18 protein-coding genes are annotated in these 16388 nt (G+C 75.2%); all 18 read right to left on the bottom strand.

Annotated elements, in window-relative coordinates; translation table 11 throughout:
* Nucleotides 1-53 precede the first annotated feature (53 nt).
* The 18 genes from ACH9EU_RS10660 to ffh all read right to left on the bottom strand — a co-directional run bounded on the left by ACH9EU_RS10660 (nt 54) and on the right by ffh (nt 16233).
* Entirely contained in the window at nt 54-557 is a 504-nt protein-coding gene (locus ACH9EU_RS10660) for a DUF3145 domain-containing protein (protein WP_396413909.1), read from the bottom strand.
* Nucleotides 558-991: 434 nt separating this feature from the next.
* Entirely contained in the window at nt 992-1942 is a 951-nt protein-coding gene (locus ACH9EU_RS10665) for a tyrosine-type recombinase/integrase (protein WP_396413910.1), read from the bottom strand.
* Nucleotides 1943-1951: 9 nt separating this feature from the next.
* Nucleotides 1952-3202: a DNA-processing protein DprA gene (gene dprA / locus ACH9EU_RS10670; protein ID WP_396413911.1), complete on the bottom strand. Its 1251-nt coding sequence runs from the start codon at nt 3200-3202 to the stop codon at nt 1952-1954.
* Between the two features lie 66 nt (nt 3203-3268).
* Nucleotides 3269-4810, bottom strand: a complete 1542-nt coding sequence (locus ACH9EU_RS10675; protein WP_396413912.1) for a YifB family Mg chelatase-like AAA ATPase — start codon at nt 4808-4810, stop codon at nt 3269-3271.
* Nucleotides 4811-5040: 230 nt separating this feature from the next.
* Entirely contained in the window at nt 5041-6360 is a 1320-nt protein-coding gene (locus ACH9EU_RS10680) for a hypothetical protein (RefSeq protein ID WP_396413913.1), read from the bottom strand.
* A 91-nt stretch (nt 6361-6451) separates the two neighbouring features.
* Nucleotides 6452-6820 carry a YraN family protein gene (locus tag ACH9EU_RS10685; RefSeq protein ID WP_396413914.1) on the bottom strand — a complete coding sequence of 123 codons (369 nt, stop codon included), beginning with the start codon at nt 6818-6820 and terminating at the stop codon, nt 6452-6454.
* A gap of 106 nt (nt 6821-6926) precedes the next feature.
* Nucleotides 6927-7265: a DUF2469 domain-containing protein gene (locus ACH9EU_RS10690; RefSeq protein ID WP_396413915.1), complete on the bottom strand. Its 339-nt coding sequence runs from the start codon at nt 7263-7265 to the stop codon at nt 6927-6929.
* Nucleotides 7262-8041, bottom strand: coding sequence for a ribonuclease HII (locus tag ACH9EU_RS10695; protein ID WP_396413916.1), 780 nt, complete (start codon nt 8039-8041; stop codon nt 7262-7264). The genes ACH9EU_RS10690 and ACH9EU_RS10695 overlap by 4 nt, the downstream gene beginning before the upstream one ends.
* On the bottom strand, nt 8031-8918 hold the full coding sequence (lepB, locus tag ACH9EU_RS10700; RefSeq protein WP_396413917.1) for a signal peptidase I: 888 nt from the start codon (nt 8916-8918) through the stop codon (nt 8031-8033). The genes ACH9EU_RS10695 and lepB (ACH9EU_RS10700) overlap by 11 nt, the downstream gene beginning before the upstream one ends.
* 62 nt (nt 8919-8980) lie before the next feature.
* Complete coding sequence (lepB, locus tag ACH9EU_RS10705; RefSeq protein WP_396413918.1) at nt 8981-9661, bottom strand: signal peptidase I; 681 nt, start codon at nt 9659-9661, stop codon at nt 8981-8983.
* A 14-nt stretch (nt 9662-9675) separates the two neighbouring features.
* The gene (rplS, locus tag ACH9EU_RS10710) at nt 9676-10080 is read right to left on the bottom strand and encodes a 50S ribosomal protein L19 (RefSeq protein ID WP_396413919.1); all 405 of its coding nucleotides are present in this window, start codon (nt 10078-10080) and stop codon (nt 9676-9678) included.
* A gap of 199 nt (nt 10081-10279) precedes the next feature.
* Complete coding sequence (gene trmD / locus ACH9EU_RS10715; protein WP_396413920.1) at nt 10280-11158, bottom strand: tRNA (guanosine(37)-N1)-methyltransferase TrmD; 879 nt, start codon at nt 11156-11158, stop codon at nt 10280-10282.
* Complete coding sequence (rimM, locus tag ACH9EU_RS10720) at nt 11158-11763, bottom strand: ribosome maturation factor RimM (protein WP_396413921.1); 606 nt, start codon at nt 11761-11763, stop codon at nt 11158-11160. The genes trmD and rimM overlap by 1 nt, the downstream gene beginning before the upstream one ends.
* A 124-nt stretch (nt 11764-11887) precedes the next feature.
* Nucleotides 11888-12133: an RNA-binding protein gene (locus ACH9EU_RS10725; protein ID WP_396413922.1), complete on the bottom strand. Its 246-nt coding sequence runs from the start codon at nt 12131-12133 to the stop codon at nt 11888-11890.
* 2 nt (nt 12134-12135) lie between these two features.
* Nucleotides 12136-12570, bottom strand: a complete 435-nt coding sequence (rpsP, locus tag ACH9EU_RS10730) for a 30S ribosomal protein S16 (protein WP_396413923.1) — start codon at nt 12568-12570, stop codon at nt 12136-12138.
* A 208-nt stretch (nt 12571-12778) separates the two neighbouring features.
* Nucleotides 12779-14032 carry a hypothetical protein gene (locus ACH9EU_RS10735; RefSeq protein WP_396413924.1) on the bottom strand — a complete coding sequence of 418 codons (1254 nt, stop codon included), beginning with the start codon at nt 14030-14032 and terminating at the stop codon, nt 12779-12781.
* A gap of 118 nt (nt 14033-14150) precedes the next feature.
* Complete coding sequence (locus ACH9EU_RS10740) at nt 14151-14636, bottom strand: NUDIX domain-containing protein (protein WP_396413925.1); 486 nt, start codon at nt 14634-14636, stop codon at nt 14151-14153.
* 7 nt (nt 14637-14643) lie between these two features.
* Nucleotides 14644-16233: a signal recognition particle protein gene (gene ffh / locus ACH9EU_RS10745; protein WP_396413926.1), complete on the bottom strand. Its 1590-nt coding sequence runs from the start codon at nt 16231-16233 to the stop codon at nt 14644-14646.
* Between the last annotated feature and the right edge of the window lie 155 nt (nt 16234-16388).

The following is a 16388-nucleotide window of genomic DNA, read 5'->3' on the forward strand; positions in this document are numbered from 1 at the left end:
CCGGGGCCCGTGTCCGGGATCGCGGCCCCCGGAGGCGTGGGCCGCGCGTGCCGTCAGCCCACGCGGTGCAGCCAGCGGACGGGGGCGCCCTCGGCAGCGTGCCGGAAGGGTTCCAGTTCCTCGTCCCAGGCCTCGCCGAGGGCGATGGAGAGTTCGTTGATCACCAGCAGCGGATTGCCGGCCGCCGTCTCGTACGCGTAGCGGATCCGGTCCTCGGAGACCATGATGTTCCCGGCGGCGTCCGTGGTGGCGTGGAAGATGCCCAGGTCCGGGGTGAAGGACCAGCGGGCCCCGTCGTGGCCGCGGCTGGGGTTCTCGGTCACCTCGAACCGCAGCCGCCCCATCGTGCGCAGCGCGGAGGCGAGCAGGGCCCCGGTGCCCGCCGGGCCCGACCACTCCAGCTCTGCGCGCACGGCGCCGGGCTCGGCGTTCTGGGGGGTCCACTCGAGCTCGGTCCGCTGGCGCGCGACGGACTCCAGCGCCCACTGGATGTGTGGGCACAGGACTCGCGGGGCGGAGTGCACGTAGAGCACTCCGCGTGTGGTGGGTGAAGACATGACCTGCTCCTCCGTCGTGTAGGTACGTCTTCCCCAACGCCCTGCACGGAGCCCGTCCCACCCGCCCGGTGGCGGTGCGACCGGGCGATGCAGTTGTCCGTGCTCCCGGCCGGCCGCGGGGATTCGAGGCCCGCACGGCGTCCGGCAGCTCCGGGTGCCGCACCCTCCGTCCCGGGACCGGGGTCCTTACCCTGTCCGAGACGTTGAGTACAATCCGCAACTCATTCAACTGCAAACGTCTTCCGGGCGTCAACCCGCCCACCCCCGGCAGACCGCGTCCGGCCCGTCCGACGGTGCTCGGCCCGGGTCGGGCACGCCCCCACGGGGACCCACCGCGTCCCGGGGGCAGGTGCGCGGGCGCTGACCCGTCGGGCGCGTGCTCCGGGGGCGCCGGGCGGGCGCGAGCTCCGGCGGCGTCCCGGACGGGCGGGCGCTCAGGCGCGCGGGTGGGCCTGCCGGTAGACGGCGCCGAGGCGGTCGACGGACACGTGCGTGTAGATCTGGGTCGTGGCGACGGAGGCGTGGCCGAGGAGCTCCTGCACCGTGCGCAGGTCGGCTCCCCCGTCGACGAGGTGGGTTGCCGCGGAGTGCCGCAGCGCGTGGGGGCTCCGCGCGGCCGTGTCGGGAACGTGCCCGAGCTCGCGCTCCACGACCCGCCTGACCTGCCGGGCGTCCATCCGCGCGCCCCGGGCGCCCAGGAACAGTGCCGGCCCACCGGCCGGCGGGCACAGCGCGGGACGGCGCTCCAGCCACAGCTGGAGCGCCTCGTCGGCCGGTCCTCCGAAGGGCACGGTGCGCTGCCGGTCGCCCTTGCCGAGGACGGTGAGCACCCGGCGGGTCCGGTCGACGTCGTCGACGTCCGCGCCGGTGAGCTCGCTCACCCGCGCCCCCGTGGCGTAGAGCAGCTCCAGCAGCGCGCGGTCCCTGGCGGTGAGGGCGTCCCGGTGCGCGTCCCCGGAGACGGCGGCGGAGCGGGCCGCCAGGTCGTCGAGGAGCTCCCGCATCCCGTCCGCGGCCACGACCTCGGGCAGGTGTCGCTGCCGTCCGGGGGCCGCGAGCCGGATGCTGGGGTCCTGGCCGACGAGGCCCGTGGCCTCGGCCCAGCCGAAGAAGCCGCGCACGGACGCCGTCCAGCGGGCCATGGAGCTCCGGCCCGCGCCCGCGGCGTGGCGTTCCGCCAGCCAGCCCCGGAGCATGTCGAGGTCCACCGCGGCCGGTGCGTCGACCCCGTGGTGGACGTGCAACCACCCGAACAGTGCCCGCAGGTCCGCGCCGTAGGAGTGCACCGTGCGGGGGCTGCGGGCGCGTTCGTGGACCAGGTGCGCGGTGTACTGCTCGAGGGCCCGGACCACGGCCGCGGGCAGGTCTGCGGCGTCGGTCGTCATGTGGGAAGTCTAGAGCGGGAGCTCCGGAGCAGCGCTCCGGAGTGCGGCGTCCCGGCGGCGCCAGCCCTCCGGCGTGGCGTCGGCCAGACCGCGCTCCTCCAGCCGGCGGAGGCCGCCGAGCACGTCCCGGACGGCCAGTCCCGCCACCCGGGCAAGGTGGTCCGGACGGCTGCGCACCGTGAGGGGCAGCGACTCGAGGAGCCGGCGGTCCGGTTCGCCGAGTCCGTCCTCCGGGGCCCGCGGCAGCGTCGGCTCCGACGCGAAGGCCGTGCCCAGGGGCTGGATCAGCTCGAGCACCTCCTCGGCATCGGTGACCAGCACGGCCGTGCCCTCGCGCAGGAGCCGGTGGCACCCCGCGGACGTGCCCGAGTGCACGCTGCCGGGCACCGCGCCCACCGCCCGGCTGAGCCCCTCGGCGTGGCGCGCCGTGCTCTGCGATCCCGAGCGCCAGCGCGCCTCCACGACCACCGTGCCGGCCGCGAGGGCGGCGATGATCCGGTTGCGCTGGAGGAAGCGGTAGCGGCTGGGCATGGCGCCCGGAGCCGCCTCGGACAGCAGCAGCCCCCGGGCCTGCACTGCGGCGAACAGGTCCTGGTGGGCCGACGGGTAGAGCCGGTCGATGCCGCCGGCCATGACCGCGACCGTGGACGGAGCGCCCGTGCCGGTGGCCAGGGCCGCGGAGTGCGCCGCCTCGTCGATGCCGACGGCGCCCCCGGAGACGACCGTCCAGCCACGGGCGGCGATGGTCCCGGCGAGGTCCATGGCGACCTGGCGGCCGTACGTCGAGCAGTCCCGGGCCCCCACGAGCGCGACGGAGCGGTCGGCCGGGAACGGCAGGAGCCGCCGGTCGCCGCGGCCCCACAGTCCCACGGGCTGGAACAGTCCCAGGTCCGCGAGCGCCGGGGGCCAGTCCGGGTCCTCCGGGACGGCCCACCACGCCCCGGCCCGGGCCGCCGTCTCCAGGTCGCGTGCCGGGTCGAGGTCCCGGGCCCGGGCGGACCAGCGCTCCAGGCCCCCACGGAGGTCCGCCTGCCGCCGGCTGCCGCCGCTCTGCGCCGCGGCCCGCACGAAGGCCGCGTGCTCGGCGGTGCCGGCGGGACGGGACGCCGTGGCGATCTCGAACGCCGCGACCGGTCCGAGCGCGGCGAGCAGCAGCATGGCGGTCGTGTCCATGGGCTCGGCGAGCCGGCAGAGCCCGGCGCGGGCCAGGCGCGCGGGGTCCTCGGTGGGGCGCGGGGTGTTCGGCTGGTCGTGGTTCATGATCGGTCCTCTCCGGGACGGTAGCGTGCGCCGGTCGCGCACCGGGTCGGCACGCACTGCTCGGCCTCAGGCGGGCACGAGGGAGCGGAAGTACAGTGCCGTGTCGACGTCCTCGACGGCGGGGACGTCGCGCCCGTCGAGATCGGCGAGGGTCCAGGCCACCCGGAGCACCCGCTGGTGCCCCCTCGCGGTGAGTGCGCCGCGGTCCATGGCCCGCTCCAGCGGCGCCGTGACAGGGGGCGGCGGGCGCAGGACCCCGCGCAGGAGGTCGACACCCAGCTCGGCGTTGGTGCGCACTCCGAGCTCGCGCAGACGCTCGGCCTGCGCGGCCCGCGCCCGGGCGACACGGGCCGCGACCTCGGCCGTCGCCTCGCCCCGCCCCGCGCCGACCGCGAGCTCCCCGTAGGACAGGCTGGGCACGGCGATCTGCAGGTCCACCCGGTCGAGCAGCGGACCGCTGAGCCTTCCGAAGTAGGCGCGTCGCCCCCTGGGCGTGCACGAGCACCGGTCCCCACGCCCCCCGGCCCGACCGCAGGGACAGGGGTTGGCCGCGAGCGCCAGCTGGAACCGGGCGGGGTACACCGCCGAGGCGACCGCCCGGTCGATCGTGATGCGGCCGCTCTCGAGGGGCTGGCGGAGGGCGTCGATCACGCCGCGGTCGAACTCGGGCGCCTCGTCGAGGAAGAGCACCCCGCGGTGGGCCCGGGAGGCGGCCCCGGGTCGCGGGATCCCTGGCCCGCCGCCGAACAGGGCCGCTGCGGAGGCCGTGTGGTGGGGCGCCTCGAAGGGTGGTCTCCGGATCAGCTCGGCGCAGCCTCCGGCGGCGCCGTCGAGGGAGTGCACGGCGGTGACCTCCATCGCGGCGTCGTCCGGGAGGTCCGGGAGCAGCCCCGGCAGGCGCTCGGCCAGCATGGTCTTGCCCGACCCCGGCGGGCCGACCATCAGGAGGTGGTGCCCGCCCGCGGCGGCGATCTCCAGCGCCAGCCGGCCGTCGGCCTGCCCGGCGACGTCGGCGAGGTCGGGGGCCGGCCGCGGCACGGACGGCGGCCCGTTCCGGGGCGGTGCACCTCCGGCCGGCGCCGGGCGCCGCAGCCGGGAGGGGTCGGCCCCGGCCGACGCCAGCACGTCCGCGAGGCACGTGAAGCCGCTCACGCGGGCTCCGGGCACCAGGGCGGCCTCCGCCGCATTGCTCTCGGCGACCACGATGCGCTCGTGCCCGGCCCGCACCGCCGCCATGACCGCGGGCAGGATCCCGCGCACGGGCCGCAGCGCGCCGTCGAGTCCGAGTTCCGCGAGGAAGACCGTGCGACCGGTGCCGGGGACGTCACCGGCCGCCTGCACGGCGCTCATGAGGATCGCCAGGTCGAACAGGGAGCCGCGCTTGGGCAGCGTGGCCGGGGTGAGGTTCACGGTCAGCTTCCGGGGGCTCAGCGGCATGCCGCTGTTGCGTGCCGCCGCGCGCAGCCGCTCCCGGGCCTCGTTGAGCGCCGCGTCGGGCAGGCCGACGATCGAGAACGCCGGCAAGGTCTGGCCGATGTCGGCCTCCACCTCGACCATGGCGCCGTCGAGCCCGATCAGGGCCACCGCCCACGTGCGGGCGAAGCCCATCAGCGGGCTCCGCCCGGGAGCACGGGAGCGCCCCCGGACCCGGTCGTGCCGAGGGGCACGGTGGCACGACCGGATGTGGTGACGCCCCGGGATCGGGGTTCCCGGTGGCGGGGATCAGCGTGCGGGACGGAGCGGGGACTGTGCATGAGGGACCTCCTGGACCCTCATGCTCCCCGTCGCCGCGGGGCTGCGTCGGTCCCGGGCCCCCGGCTGTGGAGCGGCGGCGACGATCAGTGCCCGGCCTCGGCGCTGGGGAGGGAGGACGGCTCCTGCCGGGGCGGCGGAACGGCGCCGGCCGTGCCGTCGCCGGCGGCGTCGGACGCCTCGGACACCGAGACGGACGGGTCCTCACCGGACGGCTCGGGCACTGTCTCGCGGGCCGGTGGCGCGGTGGGCGAGCGCGTGGGCCGGGGCCGGCGCTCGGTCGTGGCGGCCGGCGGGGAGGGCGCGGCGGTCGGGCCGCCACCGTCCTGATCCTCCGGGCGCCCCGACAGGTCGCCGGCGGTGCCGATCGTCTCACCTCCGGCCGGGCTGGGCGACGGAGCGGGCTGGGACGTGGGCCCGGTGCTCGGCGCAGGAGCCGGCCCGGCGGTCGGCGGATCCACCGCGACCGGCACGCAGGCCGCGTTCCAGGCGGCCTGCTCCCCGGGTCCGGCCGGGGAAGCGGGGTCGGTGCAGTCCGGGACGGCGGCGGGCTGACCCGCCGGTTCCGCAGCGGGCTGCGCCGGCGGCTCCGCGGCGGGCTGCGCCGGCGGCTCCGCGGCGGGCTGTGCCACCGGTTCGGCGGGCGCCACGGGGGGCTGCGGAACCGGTCCGGGACCCTGGACCCGTTCGGCCCGGTCGCGGGGCACCGGAGGCGGCCGGTGCGCCCGGTACTGGAGCCGGTCCGGGCCGTGGCCCACGGGCTCCGGGACCAGGGCCCGCCGGTGCGGGTACGGGGACAGCTCGACGTCGTCGAACGTTGCCGGCAGGTGTTCGAAGTCCCCGATCATGAGCTCGTGACCCTGGGCGCCCGCCGGGACGGGACCGGTGTAGTGGGCGATGAGGGCGTGCGTGCGGGCGTCGAGCGCGGCGCCCTCCTGCGGGTCCAGGGGCGTCCCGTCGGCGTCCCAGTAGCCGCCCTCGAGGGAGCGGTCCGGGTCCCAGTCGGCCAGCACCTCGGCGGCGGGCTGGAAGGGGAACTGGCCACCCTCGTGGCTGATCACCTTGAGGTCGTCGATCTCCACGGCGCGGGCGCCCCGCGTGTTGTCGATGTGCAGCTCGACGTAGGTGACCGCCTCGACGTCCAGGGCCCGCCGCAACGACTCCACCTCGTCGTCGGGGGCCGGGATGGTGGGGAGGTCGAAGCTGATGACGGCGCCCTCCTCCGTGGTGAGGGCGTAGGGACCGGGGGTCAGCCCGCTCGGGGCCTTGGTCACGGTGCCCGGCTCCTGGGCCACCACGTCCGGCTCCGCCGCACTGAGCGCGCTGCACCCGGTGGCGGCCAGTGCGACCGCGGCGGCGAGTGTCGCGGCACGTCGCGGAGCGGTGGACGGTCCCGCAACGACCACAGCACACCTCCGTGGTTCTCCCTGGTCATCGACACCTCAACATTGGCACGTCGGGGGACCCGTGTCACGCCGCCGGGGAGCGCGCCGTCCCTCAGATGACCTGTCTCAGGACCTCGACCGAGGGGCTGCCGTCGTTCGCGATCGTGATGGCCACGGCGTCGACCCTGATCAGCCGGGGATCACGCCCGTGGGCCCGGGCCCACGCGGCCGCCAGACGGTGCAGGCGCAGGACCTTCTGCGCCGTGATCGCCTCGAAAGGATGGCCGTAACGAAGGCTCGACCTCGTCTTCACCTCGACCACGACGACATGCCCCTCGTGCTCGGTCACCAGGTCCGCCTCGCCGCGGAGACCGTCCCGCGCCGGGCGCGAGCGCCAGTTGCGCTCCAGGACGCGGTAGCCGAGGGCCTGCAGGTGGGCGGCGGCGAGGGCCTCCCCGTGCGCCCCGAGTCCCCCGTGCACCGGACCCCCTGCTCACCGTCGGCCCGTCACCGCTCCGTCCTGACGGCTCCATCGTGACCCTCGCGCAGCGGCGGGGAGGCCTGGACGACGGGGTGTGCAGGGAGGGTCAGGGGGCTGTGGGCCCGGCGCTGCCGGCCGCCCCGGTCACGGAGAAGGGGTCCGCGTGGGCCAGCTCCTCCACGTTGACGTCCCGGAAGCTCATGACGTGCACGTGCTTCACGAACCGGGCGGAGCGGTAGACGTCCCACACCCAGGCGTCCTTGAGCTCGACGTCGAAGTACAGGCCGTTCTTCGTCTCGACGGGCTCGACCCGGACCGAGTTCGCCAGGTAGAAGCGGCGGTCCGTCTCGACCACGTACTGGAAGAGCCCCGCGACGTCCCGGTACTCGCGGTACAGTTGCAGCTCCAGGTCCGTCTCGAAGTTCTCGAGTTCTTCGGCGCTCATGTCGTCTCGTCTCCGCTCGTGCTCGGTGGGGCCGGGGCCGGCGGCTCGACGAGCCGCCAGCTCAGCCGGTGGTGCGGCGTGGGCCCGTCCTGCGCGAGGGCCCGGCGGTGCCCCATCGCGCCGTAGCCCTTGTTGCTGTCCCAACCGTACTGCGGCCAGTCCCCCGCGAGCCCGGTCATGATCCGGTCCCGCTCCACCTTGGCGAGCACACTCGCGGCCGCGACGGACGCGCACGTCACGTCGGCCCTCACCCGGGTCACGACCGTCCCGGTCCACTCCTGCGGCACGGGCCCGGCCGGGTCTCCGTCCGCGGCCGGGCCGTCGAGCAGCGGGACGACGCCGGGGTCCGTGAGCCAGTCGTGCGCGCCGTCGAGGAGCACGACGTCGGGGGCGGGGCCGCCGGCCGAGGCCGACGCCAGGGCCCGGCGTCCGGCCAGCCGCAGGGCGGCCGTCAGGCCGAGGGCGTCGACCTCCGCCGGAGAGGCGTGTCCCACGCCGCTCGCGGCGCTCCAGGCGAGGATGCGCGGCACGAGGGCCTCGCGCCGGGCGGGGCTCAGGAGCTTGCTGTCCCGCAGGCCCGGAAGGCCCCGTGCGGCGCCGGGGGGCGGGACGACCAGTCCGGCGGTGACCGGTCCGGCCAGGGCGCCCCGGCCCACCTCGTCCATCCCGGCCACGACGCTCGCGCCGGGCCGCTCGAGGGAACGCTCGACGTCGAGCCCGGGCGCCCTGCCGCGCGGCGCCCGGGAGCGCCGCTGCCGCCGGGGCTCAGGACCCACCGGCGGCCCGGTCCGGAACGTCGCCGAAGACCTCGTCCGGGTTCTGGAGCCACTGGAACCGGTCGAGCGGCCAGGCGATCACGAAGGCGGTTCCCACGACGTCGTCGTGGTTGATGAAGGCGCCGTTCTCCACGAGCTCCTGGAAGTGCACGCGGGAGTCCGCGGACGCGTCGCGGTGGTCGCCCATCACGAAGTAGTGGTCCTCGGGGACGACCACGTCGAAGGAGATCTCGGACGGCGCGGAGCCCGGGAACAGGTAGGCGTCGCGCTCCTCGAGGGACTCGCCGTTGACGGTGATCCGGCCGGAGTCGTCGCAGCACACCACGCGGTCCCCGCCGACGCCGACGACGCGCTTGATGAGGTGCTGGTCGGTGCGGTCGGGCAGCACGCCGACGAACGCGAGCGCGTTGTAGACAGCGTCCCCGGGTCCCGCGGGGGTGTCCGGCCGTTCGGGCAGCCACCCCTTCGTGTCCTCGAAGACGACGATGTCCCCGCGCTCGAGCGGCCCGAACGTGGGCTCGACCACGTTGACGAAGATCCGGTCGTTGAGCTGGAGCGTGTTCTCCATGGAGCCGGAGGGGATGTAGAACCCCCGCACGAGCAGGGTCTTGACCACGAAGGCGATCAGCACGGCCCAGACGAGGACGAGGAGGATCTCCCGGACGGACCCCCACAGGGTGTCCGATCCCTCGCCTCCGGCCTGTTTCTCGCCACCGCGCCGGGCACTCCGGCGACCGTCGCGGCGGGACCGCCGCGGCGGGTCCCCTGCCGGCGCCGGGCCGCGCGCGACGTCCGGCCCGGGTGCCGGGCCGGAAGGGTCCGCGTCCCGGTGCTCCCGGGGCACGCCGTCGCCCGCGGGCGGGGTCCTGTCGGCCACTGCTCTCGTCCTTCCTGGCCGGGCGCCCTCGGGCCCCCGGGTCCGGATCCGTGCGGATCGCCTCAGAGCTGCCCGGCCCGGTCCAGGGGCCACAGCACAGCAACGGGTTCACCGATGACCTTATCCGCTCTCACCATGCCGCCGCCGGGGGCGCCCAGCAGGCTGCGGGAGTCCACGGACACGGAGCGGTGGTCGCCCATGAGCCAGAGCCGGCCGTCGGGGACCACCGCGGTGAACTCGAGTTCGCTGGGCCGGTCCCCCGGGAGGACGTAGTCCTCGACGATCTCCTCGCCGCCGACCACCAGCCGCCCGGAGGGGCCGCAGCAGTGCACGGTGTCCCCGGGAAGGCCGACCACACGCTTGAGGTAGACGGAGTCGGAGCCGGCGAGACCGCCCCACCCGCCCACCGTGCGCAGCAGCCGCTCCGGCCACGGGGCGTCGTCGTGCAGCGGGGCGAAGCTGCCCCGGCCGTCGAAGACCACGAGGTCCCCGTGCTCCAGGTCCGAGGGCTCCACGAGCTTGCTCACGAGCACCCGGTCCCCCGGCTCGACCGTCGGGCGCATCGAGTCGGAGCCGATCCAGTACACGTCGACGACGGCGGCGCGGAGCACCCCCGACAGCAGCCCGGCCACCAGCAGCGCGAGGACGACGGAACGCCAGCCCCAGAACCGGGGCCGGCGTTCTCGCGGATCGGCGCGGGACCCGGTGGTGAGCGGGTCCCGCGCCCGGGTTCCGGTGGTCACCGGGGCGCGCCGTCCTACTTGCCGGGCTTCGCGGCCTTGCCGGGCTTCGCGGCCTTGCCGGGCTTCGCGGTGGTGTTGTCGCGCTTCTCGCGGATGCGGGCGGCCTTGCCGTGGCGGTCGCGCATGTAGTACAGCTTCGCGCGGCGGACGTCACCGCGGGTGACGACCTCGATCTTGTCGATGACCGGGGAGTGCACCGGGAAGGTGCGCTCCACGCCCACGCCGAAGGAGACCTTGCGGACCGTGAAGGTCTCGTGCACGCCGGCGCCCTGGCGGCCGAGGACGAAGCCCTTGAAGACCTGCACGCGGGAGCGGTTGCCCTCGACGATGTTCACGTGGACGTTGAGGGTGTCGCCCGGGCGGAAGTCGGGGACGTCGCTGCGCAGCGACTTCGCGTCGAGCTGGTCGAGGATGTTCATGGCTGTTCTCCTGGTGAACGCCGCAGGTCGCTCACGTGGGTCGGTACGGCTCCGTGGTGGGGCCCGGACAGGGTCCGGGCCGGGTGCGGAGTCCGCGAGACGTGGGGTGCGGGAGCCTCGTGCGGAGGCCCCGGGCGTACGCTGTCGGTCGCTCGTCCCCCTGCGGCAGGGGCGTGCCCAGCGGACGCACAGCTGCCCATTATGCCACAGGTGCCCCGGGGGCGTCGTGCCCGGAGGGGTCCGCGCGCACGACGTGCTCGCCGGCGACCACCCAGCCCTCCTCGGCGAGCACGGCGCGGTCCGAGCGGTCCAGTACCGCCGGGTCCAGCGCCGCCACGAGGTCCGGGCGGCGGGCCGCGGTGCGCTGGAGCTGGCGGTCCCGGCGCCAGCGGGAGATCCGGCCGTGGTGGCCGGAGAGCAGGACCTCCGGGACGGGGCGCTCCCGCCACACGGCGGGCTTGGTGTAGACGGGGTACTCGAGCAGTCCGTCCGAGTGGGACTCCTCGACGAGGGACTCGGGATTGCCGACCACTCCGGGCACGAGCCGTCCGATCGCCTCGACCATGGCCAGCACGGCGACCTCGCCGCCGTTGAGGACGTAGTCGCCGAGGCTCGTCGGCCGGACCTCGAAGTGCTCCCCGGCCCAGTCCACCACGCGCTCGTCGATGCCCTCGTAGCGTCCGCAGGCGAAGACGAGGTGCTCCCGGAGGGCGAGCTCCCGCGCCGTGGCCTGCGTGAAGACCTCCCCGGCCGGGGAGGGGACGACGAGCACCGGCCGCCCGCCCCCGGCGGTCCCCACGGGAGCGGACCCCACGGGAGCGGGCGCCGCGGGGTCGGCCCCGCCGTGACCGGCGCGCAGCGCGGCCGCGAGCGCGAGCGCCCAGGGCTCCGGCTTCATGACCATCCCCGCTCCCCCGCCGTAGGGGGTGTCGTCGACGGTCCGGTGCCGGTCGCCGGTGAACTCCCGCAGGTCGGTCACGGTCAGTTCCAGGAGCCCCTGCTGCCGGGCCTTGCCGATCAGGGACAGGTCCAGGGCGGCGAGGTACTCGGGGAAGATGCTGACGACGTCGATGCGCATCAGCGCCCGTCCTCCGGCCCGGCCCCCGGGATCCCCTCTCCCCGGGTCCCGGCGGCGGGGACCTCGTCCGGGAGGCCGAGCTCGAGCAGCCCCGGCGGGGGCGTGACCACCACGAAGCCGCCCTCCGGGTCCACCACCGGCACGATCTCCTCGACGAAGGGCAGCAGGGCCTCGCGCCGGCCGTCGTCGAGCTCGACCTCCAGCAGGTCCTGCACCGGCTGGGTGCGCAGGCCGGTGACGACGCCGATGCGGGGACCCGAGCCGTCCGCCGGTCCGGTGCGCACCTCGAGGTCGACGAGCTCGTGCTCGTACCACTCGTCGCCCTCGTCGTCCTCGTCCTGCGCCTCGGCGAGGAGGCGGGCCCCGCGCAGCCGCTCCGCCGCGTTGCGGTCGGGGACCTCCTCGAGCGCGACGACGAGCACGGACTTGTTCCAGCGCGCCCGCCGCACCGTGAGCTCGCCCTCGGGGGCCAGCGGGGTGGGCGGTTCGACGATCAGGCGGGTGCCGGGCGCGAAGCGCTCCTCGGGAACGTCGGTGAACAGCTGCACCGTGACCTCCCCCCGGATGCCGTGGGGCTTGCCGATGCGGGCGACCTGGACCTTCATGGTGCTCCTGGGGTGCGGCGGCCGGGAGGCCGCGGAACGGGGTGCGGACGGCGGGGGCCGGAAAGCCCACGGTCCCCGCATCCGGTGGGATGCGGGGACCGTGCGGACGGCGCGGAAGGGCGACTCAGCGGGGGCGGCGGTCGGTGTCGACGACGTCGATCCGCACCGGTCCGTTCTCCGAGAGCGCGCCGATCACGGTGCGCAGGGCCTTGGCGGTGCGGCCCTGCCGGCCGATGACCCGGCCGAGGTCGTCCGGGTGGACGCGGACCTCGAGGGTCTCGGACCGGCGCCCGCTCTTGAGGCGGACGTCGACGTCATCGGGGCTGTCCACGATCCCGCGGACGAGGTGCTCCAACGCGTCGGCGAGCACGACTACTCGGCCTTCTCGGCGTCAGCCGCGGGGGCGTCGTCGGTCTGGGCGCCGGGGGCCTCGGTCTCGGCCTTCTCGCCCTTGGGCGTGATGGCCTCGGGGACGATCACCGAGCCCTTGTCGGGCGCGACGAACTCGGACTTCGCCTCGGGCTGCTGCAGGGTGCCCTCGGCACCCTCCTGGCCCGTGAAGCGCTGCCAGTCGCCGGTCACCCGGAGGATGGCGGCGACGGCCTCGGACGGCTGGGCACCGACGCCGAGCCAGTACTGGGCCCGGTCCGAGACGACCTCGATGTAGGAGGGGTGCTCGGTCGGGTGGTACTTGCCGATCTCCTCGATGACGCGGCCGTCGCGCTTCTTGCGGGAGTCGACGACGACGACGCGGTAACGGGGATCGCGCATCTTGCCCATGCGCTTGAGTCGGATCTTAACAGCCACTGGTGTGGACTCTCCTGGTTCTTGGATGAGGTGAGCGCCTGGTTCCGCTCCTGTGGGGTGGGCCGGTCGCAGGTGCTCCGTGGACACGAGAAACGTGCGGCGAGAGGGACCGCACGCATCGAGTACCCGTCCAGTATGCCAGACGCGGTCAAGTCCGGCGTCCGCCGCGCGCGGCCGGTTCCCGGCCCGTGCCGGCCCGAGCGCCGCCTCAGCCCTCGGGCAGGCCGAAGAACCGGCGCAGCAGCCCCGCGGGGACCGCCCGCGCCGACCCGCGGCGAGCCCGGCGCACGGTGGCCCAGTAGGCGCTCTCCGCCGCGGCGTCGGCGAGCAGCGCCGCGGACAGGGTCCCGAGCACGCGCGCGCCCGACCCGCCCCGCCGGGCGGCGCCCGCGAGTCCCAGACCGAGGGCCGCCTCGGTGCCGGCGAGCGCCAGCAGGAGCTCGGGGCGGCGCAGCACGGCACGCTGATACCGCGCCATCAGCCCGTCCCCGGTGGGCTCGGTGGTCATCCCGCGCAGCAGGGCCGGTCCCATCGCCGTGGGCTCGTAGTGCCGGGCGTCCTCGAGGTCGGCCATCTCGCGGCGGCCCTCGGCGATCTTGGCGGCGAGCACGGGCAGCCCGACCAGCTGCAGCACCGACTCGAGGACGAGGTCGGTCGATCCGCCGCCCACGTAGTTGCGCAGCCGGTTCGTCTCGGCGGGGTCGAGGTCGAAGACGGAGGCGACCGACTCGATCTGCAGCTCCGAGGTCCCGCCGGCGCAGAGGCGGACGAGGTCCTGCTCGAACTGCCCGGCGGGGGTGCGCCCGCTCCCGGCGGGCAGCCCGCCGGCCGGCTGCCACGGCGGGCCCCACTCGAGGACGCAGACGGCGTCGGCCGAGTCGAGCTCCGTCACGTCGGCGGGGTCCTCCCCCGCCAGCAGGACCTCGAACGAGCGGGTGGCCCCGTCCGAGGACAGGACGACGGCGGTCTCGTCGAGGCCGGTGCGCACGGCCCAGTAGTCGAGCTCGCCGTCGAAGACGACCACGGACCACCCGTGCCGGGAGACGGCGGTGAACCCGGTCCCGGACAGGGCGGCCAACAGGGGGAGCTCGGGGGCGTCCAGGCGTACGAGCAGCACGCGGCGCAGGCCGGGGTTCTCGGGGTGCAGCTGCCGCCCCGTGCTGCGGGCGAGGTCGCCGGCCAGTTCCTCGAGGGTGCAGCCGGGCTCCACGGAGCCGTCCTCGGCGGCGCGGGCGAGCCGCCCCTCGGCGTCGGAGACGAACATCAGCTGCGCGGCCCGGGGGCCGTCGGCGCAGGCGCCGATGAGGCGGTGCCCGGCGATGACCGGGCGAACGTCCTCGCACGCCGGCCGGGGCTCGGGCCGGTCCGGACCGTCGGTCTCCGTGGTGCTGAGCACCGTGGCGGGAACCAGGTCCCACGTGGACGTCGGGGACGCGATGTCGTCGGCGGGGAGTGAGGTCATGGCTCCCATGCTACGCGGTCGGCCGCGCCCCTCCCCTGCCCGGAAACGTCCCCGGACGGGCTCCGGGGCCCTCGGCGCGGGGCCCCCGAGGCCGCCGGAACGCGCCGTGCCTGGAGGCTCAGCGGGGCCCGTCGACGAGCTCGGCGGTGGTCCCGTCCTCGAGGGCCGCCAGACCGGTCCGCAATCGGTGGGCCAGGGCCGACCGCACGTACTGCTCCAGCTCCCCGGGGGCGACCCAGCGGTGGCCGAGCAGCTCCTCCTCCTGGACGGTGATGGGGGTGTCGGCGTCGATGACGCCGCCGTCGTAGACGAAGCTCACGGAGTCGCCCCAGATCCCCATGGCGACCCCGTGGGCGACGACGAGCAGCCGCCCGGCGGGCAAGTGCAGCCCGATCTCCTCGACGACCTCGCGGAAGCACCCGGTGCGGGGGTCCTCCCCCGCCTCGACCGTGCCGCCGGGCACGGTCCAGTCGGACTTGTAGTTGGGCTCGACGACCAGCACGCGGCCGCGCCGGTCCCGGATGAGCGCCTCGGCGGCCAGGCGGCGGGTGGGCAGCGAGTCGACGAACTTCTTCAGCTCGGGCTCGGAGAGGTAGGAGCTCATCGGCCGATCACTGCCCGAGGAACTTCTCGAAGCCCTTGGGCAGGTTCAGGTCGGCCGGGTCCGGCTGGGTCCCGCCGGTGCCGAAGGCCGACCCGGCGGGCGCCTTCTGCTTGCGCTGCTGCTCCAGCGCGGCGTTCTCCTGGGCGCGCTTGGCCGGGTTGCCGGAGCGGGAGCCGCCCTTCTTCTTGGCCGCGCCCTTGCCCTTGGCCGGCTTGCGGGCCGGCCCGCCTCCTCCGGGCATCCCCGGGATCCCGCCGGGCATGCCCGGCACGCCCTTGCCCTGGGCCAGCCGCTTCATCATCTTCTGGGCCTGCGCGAAGCGTTCCATGAGCTGGTTGACCTCGGACACGGTCACCCCGGAGCCTCTGGCGATGCGGGCGCGGCGGGAGCCGTTGATGATCTTGGGGGCCACCCGCTCGTGCGGGGTCATGGAGCGGACGATCGCCTCGACCCGGTCGATCTCGCGCTCGTCGAAGTTCTCCAGCTGCTCCCGCATCCCGGCGGCGCCGGGCATCATCATGAGCATCTTCTTCATCGAGCCCATCTTGCGCAGCTGCTGCATCTGCGCGAGGAAGTCCTCGAAGGTGAAGTCCTCCTGGTCGGTGAACTTCTGGGCCATCTTCTCGGCCTCGGCGCGGTCCCACTGCTTCTCGGCCTGCTCGATCAGCGTCAGGACGTCGCCCATGTCCAGGATCCGGGACGCCATGCGGTCCGGGTGGAATTGCTCGAAGTCGTCGACGTTCTCGCCCGTGGACGCGAACATGATCGGCTTGCCGGTCACGGAGGCCACGGACAGCGCGGCCCCGCCGCGGGCGTCCCCGTCGAGCTTGGAGAGGACCACGCCGGTGAAGTCGACGCCCTCGTTGAAGGCCTGGGCGGTGTTGACGGCGTCCTGGCCGATCATCGCGTCGATCACGAACAGCACCTCGTCGGGCCGGACCGCGTCGCGGATGTCACGGGCCTGCGCCATGAGGGCCTCGTCGATGCCGAGCCGGCCGGCGGTGTCCACGACGACGACGTCGTGCAGGCGCGCCCGGGCGTGGGCGACGCCGTCGCGGGCCACCTGCACGGGGTCGCCCGTGGGGTCGTCGAACTCCGAGGTGGTGCCCGGGTGCGGGGCGTACACGGGCACGCCCGCGCGCCGGCCCACGACCTGGAGCTGGTTGACGGCGTTGGGCCGCTGGAGGTCCGAGGCCACGAGGAGGGGCCGGTGGCCCTGGTCCTTGAGCCACTTGCCGAGCTTGCCGGCCAGCGTGGTCTTGCCGGCGCCCTGGAGGCCGGCGAGCATGATGACCGTCGGCCCGGTCTTGGCCATCCGGATCCGGCGGGTCTGCCCGCCCAGGATGTTCTGCAGCTCCTCGTTGACGATCTTCACGACCTGCTGGCCGGGGTTCAGCGCCTCGGAGACCTCGGCGCCGAGGGCGCGCTCCTTGACGGCGGCCGTGAACTCGCGGACGACCGGGACGGCGACGTCGGCGTCGAGCAGCGCCCGGCGGATCTCGCGCACGGTGGCGTCGACGTCCGCCTCGGTCAGGCGGCCCTTGCCCTTGAGGTTCTTGAAGGTGGCGGTCAACCGGTCGGACAGTGAATTGAACACGGGTCGAAAGCTGCTTTCGTCGAGGGAGGCGGCCGGTGCGCCGCGGTGGGTGCCGCGGGCGGCGGCCCGGCCCGGTGTGGCGGGTCAGTGTCCAAGGTTAGCAACTCCGGGCGGTGCCGGGCCGCCCCTGCGCCGACGACGGCGGCCGGTCCCCC

Origin of the sequence: Kocuria rhizosphaerae (assembly GCF_044462265.1) — a bacterium.
GTDB lineage: Bacteria > Actinomycetota > Actinomycetes > Actinomycetales > Micrococcaceae > Kocuria > Kocuria rhizosphaerae.

Coding starts and splice junctions, on each gene's coding strand:
- ACH9EU_RS10660 (WP_396413909.1), bottom strand. CDS start 557: ATGTCTTCACCCACCACACGCGGAGTGCTCTACGTGCACTCCGCCCCG.
- ACH9EU_RS10665 (WP_396413910.1), bottom strand. CDS start 1,942: ATGACGACCGACGCCGCAGACCTGCCCGCGGCCGTGGTCCGGGCCCTC.
- dprA (WP_396413911.1), bottom strand. CDS start 3,202: ATGAACCACGACCAGCCGAACACCCCGCGCCCCACCGAGGACCCCGCG.
- ACH9EU_RS10675 (WP_396413912.1), bottom strand. CDS start 4,810: ATGGGCTTCGCCCGCACGTGGGCGGTGGCCCTGATCGGGCTCGACGGC.
- ACH9EU_RS10690 (WP_396413915.1), bottom strand. CDS start 7,265: ATGAGCGCCGAAGAACTCGAGAACTTCGAGACGGACCTGGAGCTGCAA.
- rplS (WP_396413919.1), bottom strand. CDS start 10,080: ATGAACATCCTCGACCAGCTCGACGCGAAGTCGCTGCGCAGCGACGTC.
- trmD (WP_396413920.1), bottom strand. CDS start 11,158: ATGCGCATCGACGTCGTCAGCATCTTCCCCGAGTACCTCGCCGCCCTG.
- rimM (WP_396413921.1), bottom strand. CDS start 11,763: ATGAAGGTCCAGGTCGCCCGCATCGGCAAGCCCCACGGCATCCGGGGG.
- ACH9EU_RS10735 (WP_396413924.1), bottom strand. CDS start 14,032: ATGACCTCACTCCCCGCCGACGACATCGCGTCCCCGACGTCCACGTGG.
- ACH9EU_RS10740 (WP_396413925.1), bottom strand. CDS start 14,636: ATGAGCTCCTACCTCTCCGAGCCCGAGCTGAAGAAGTTCGTCGACTCG.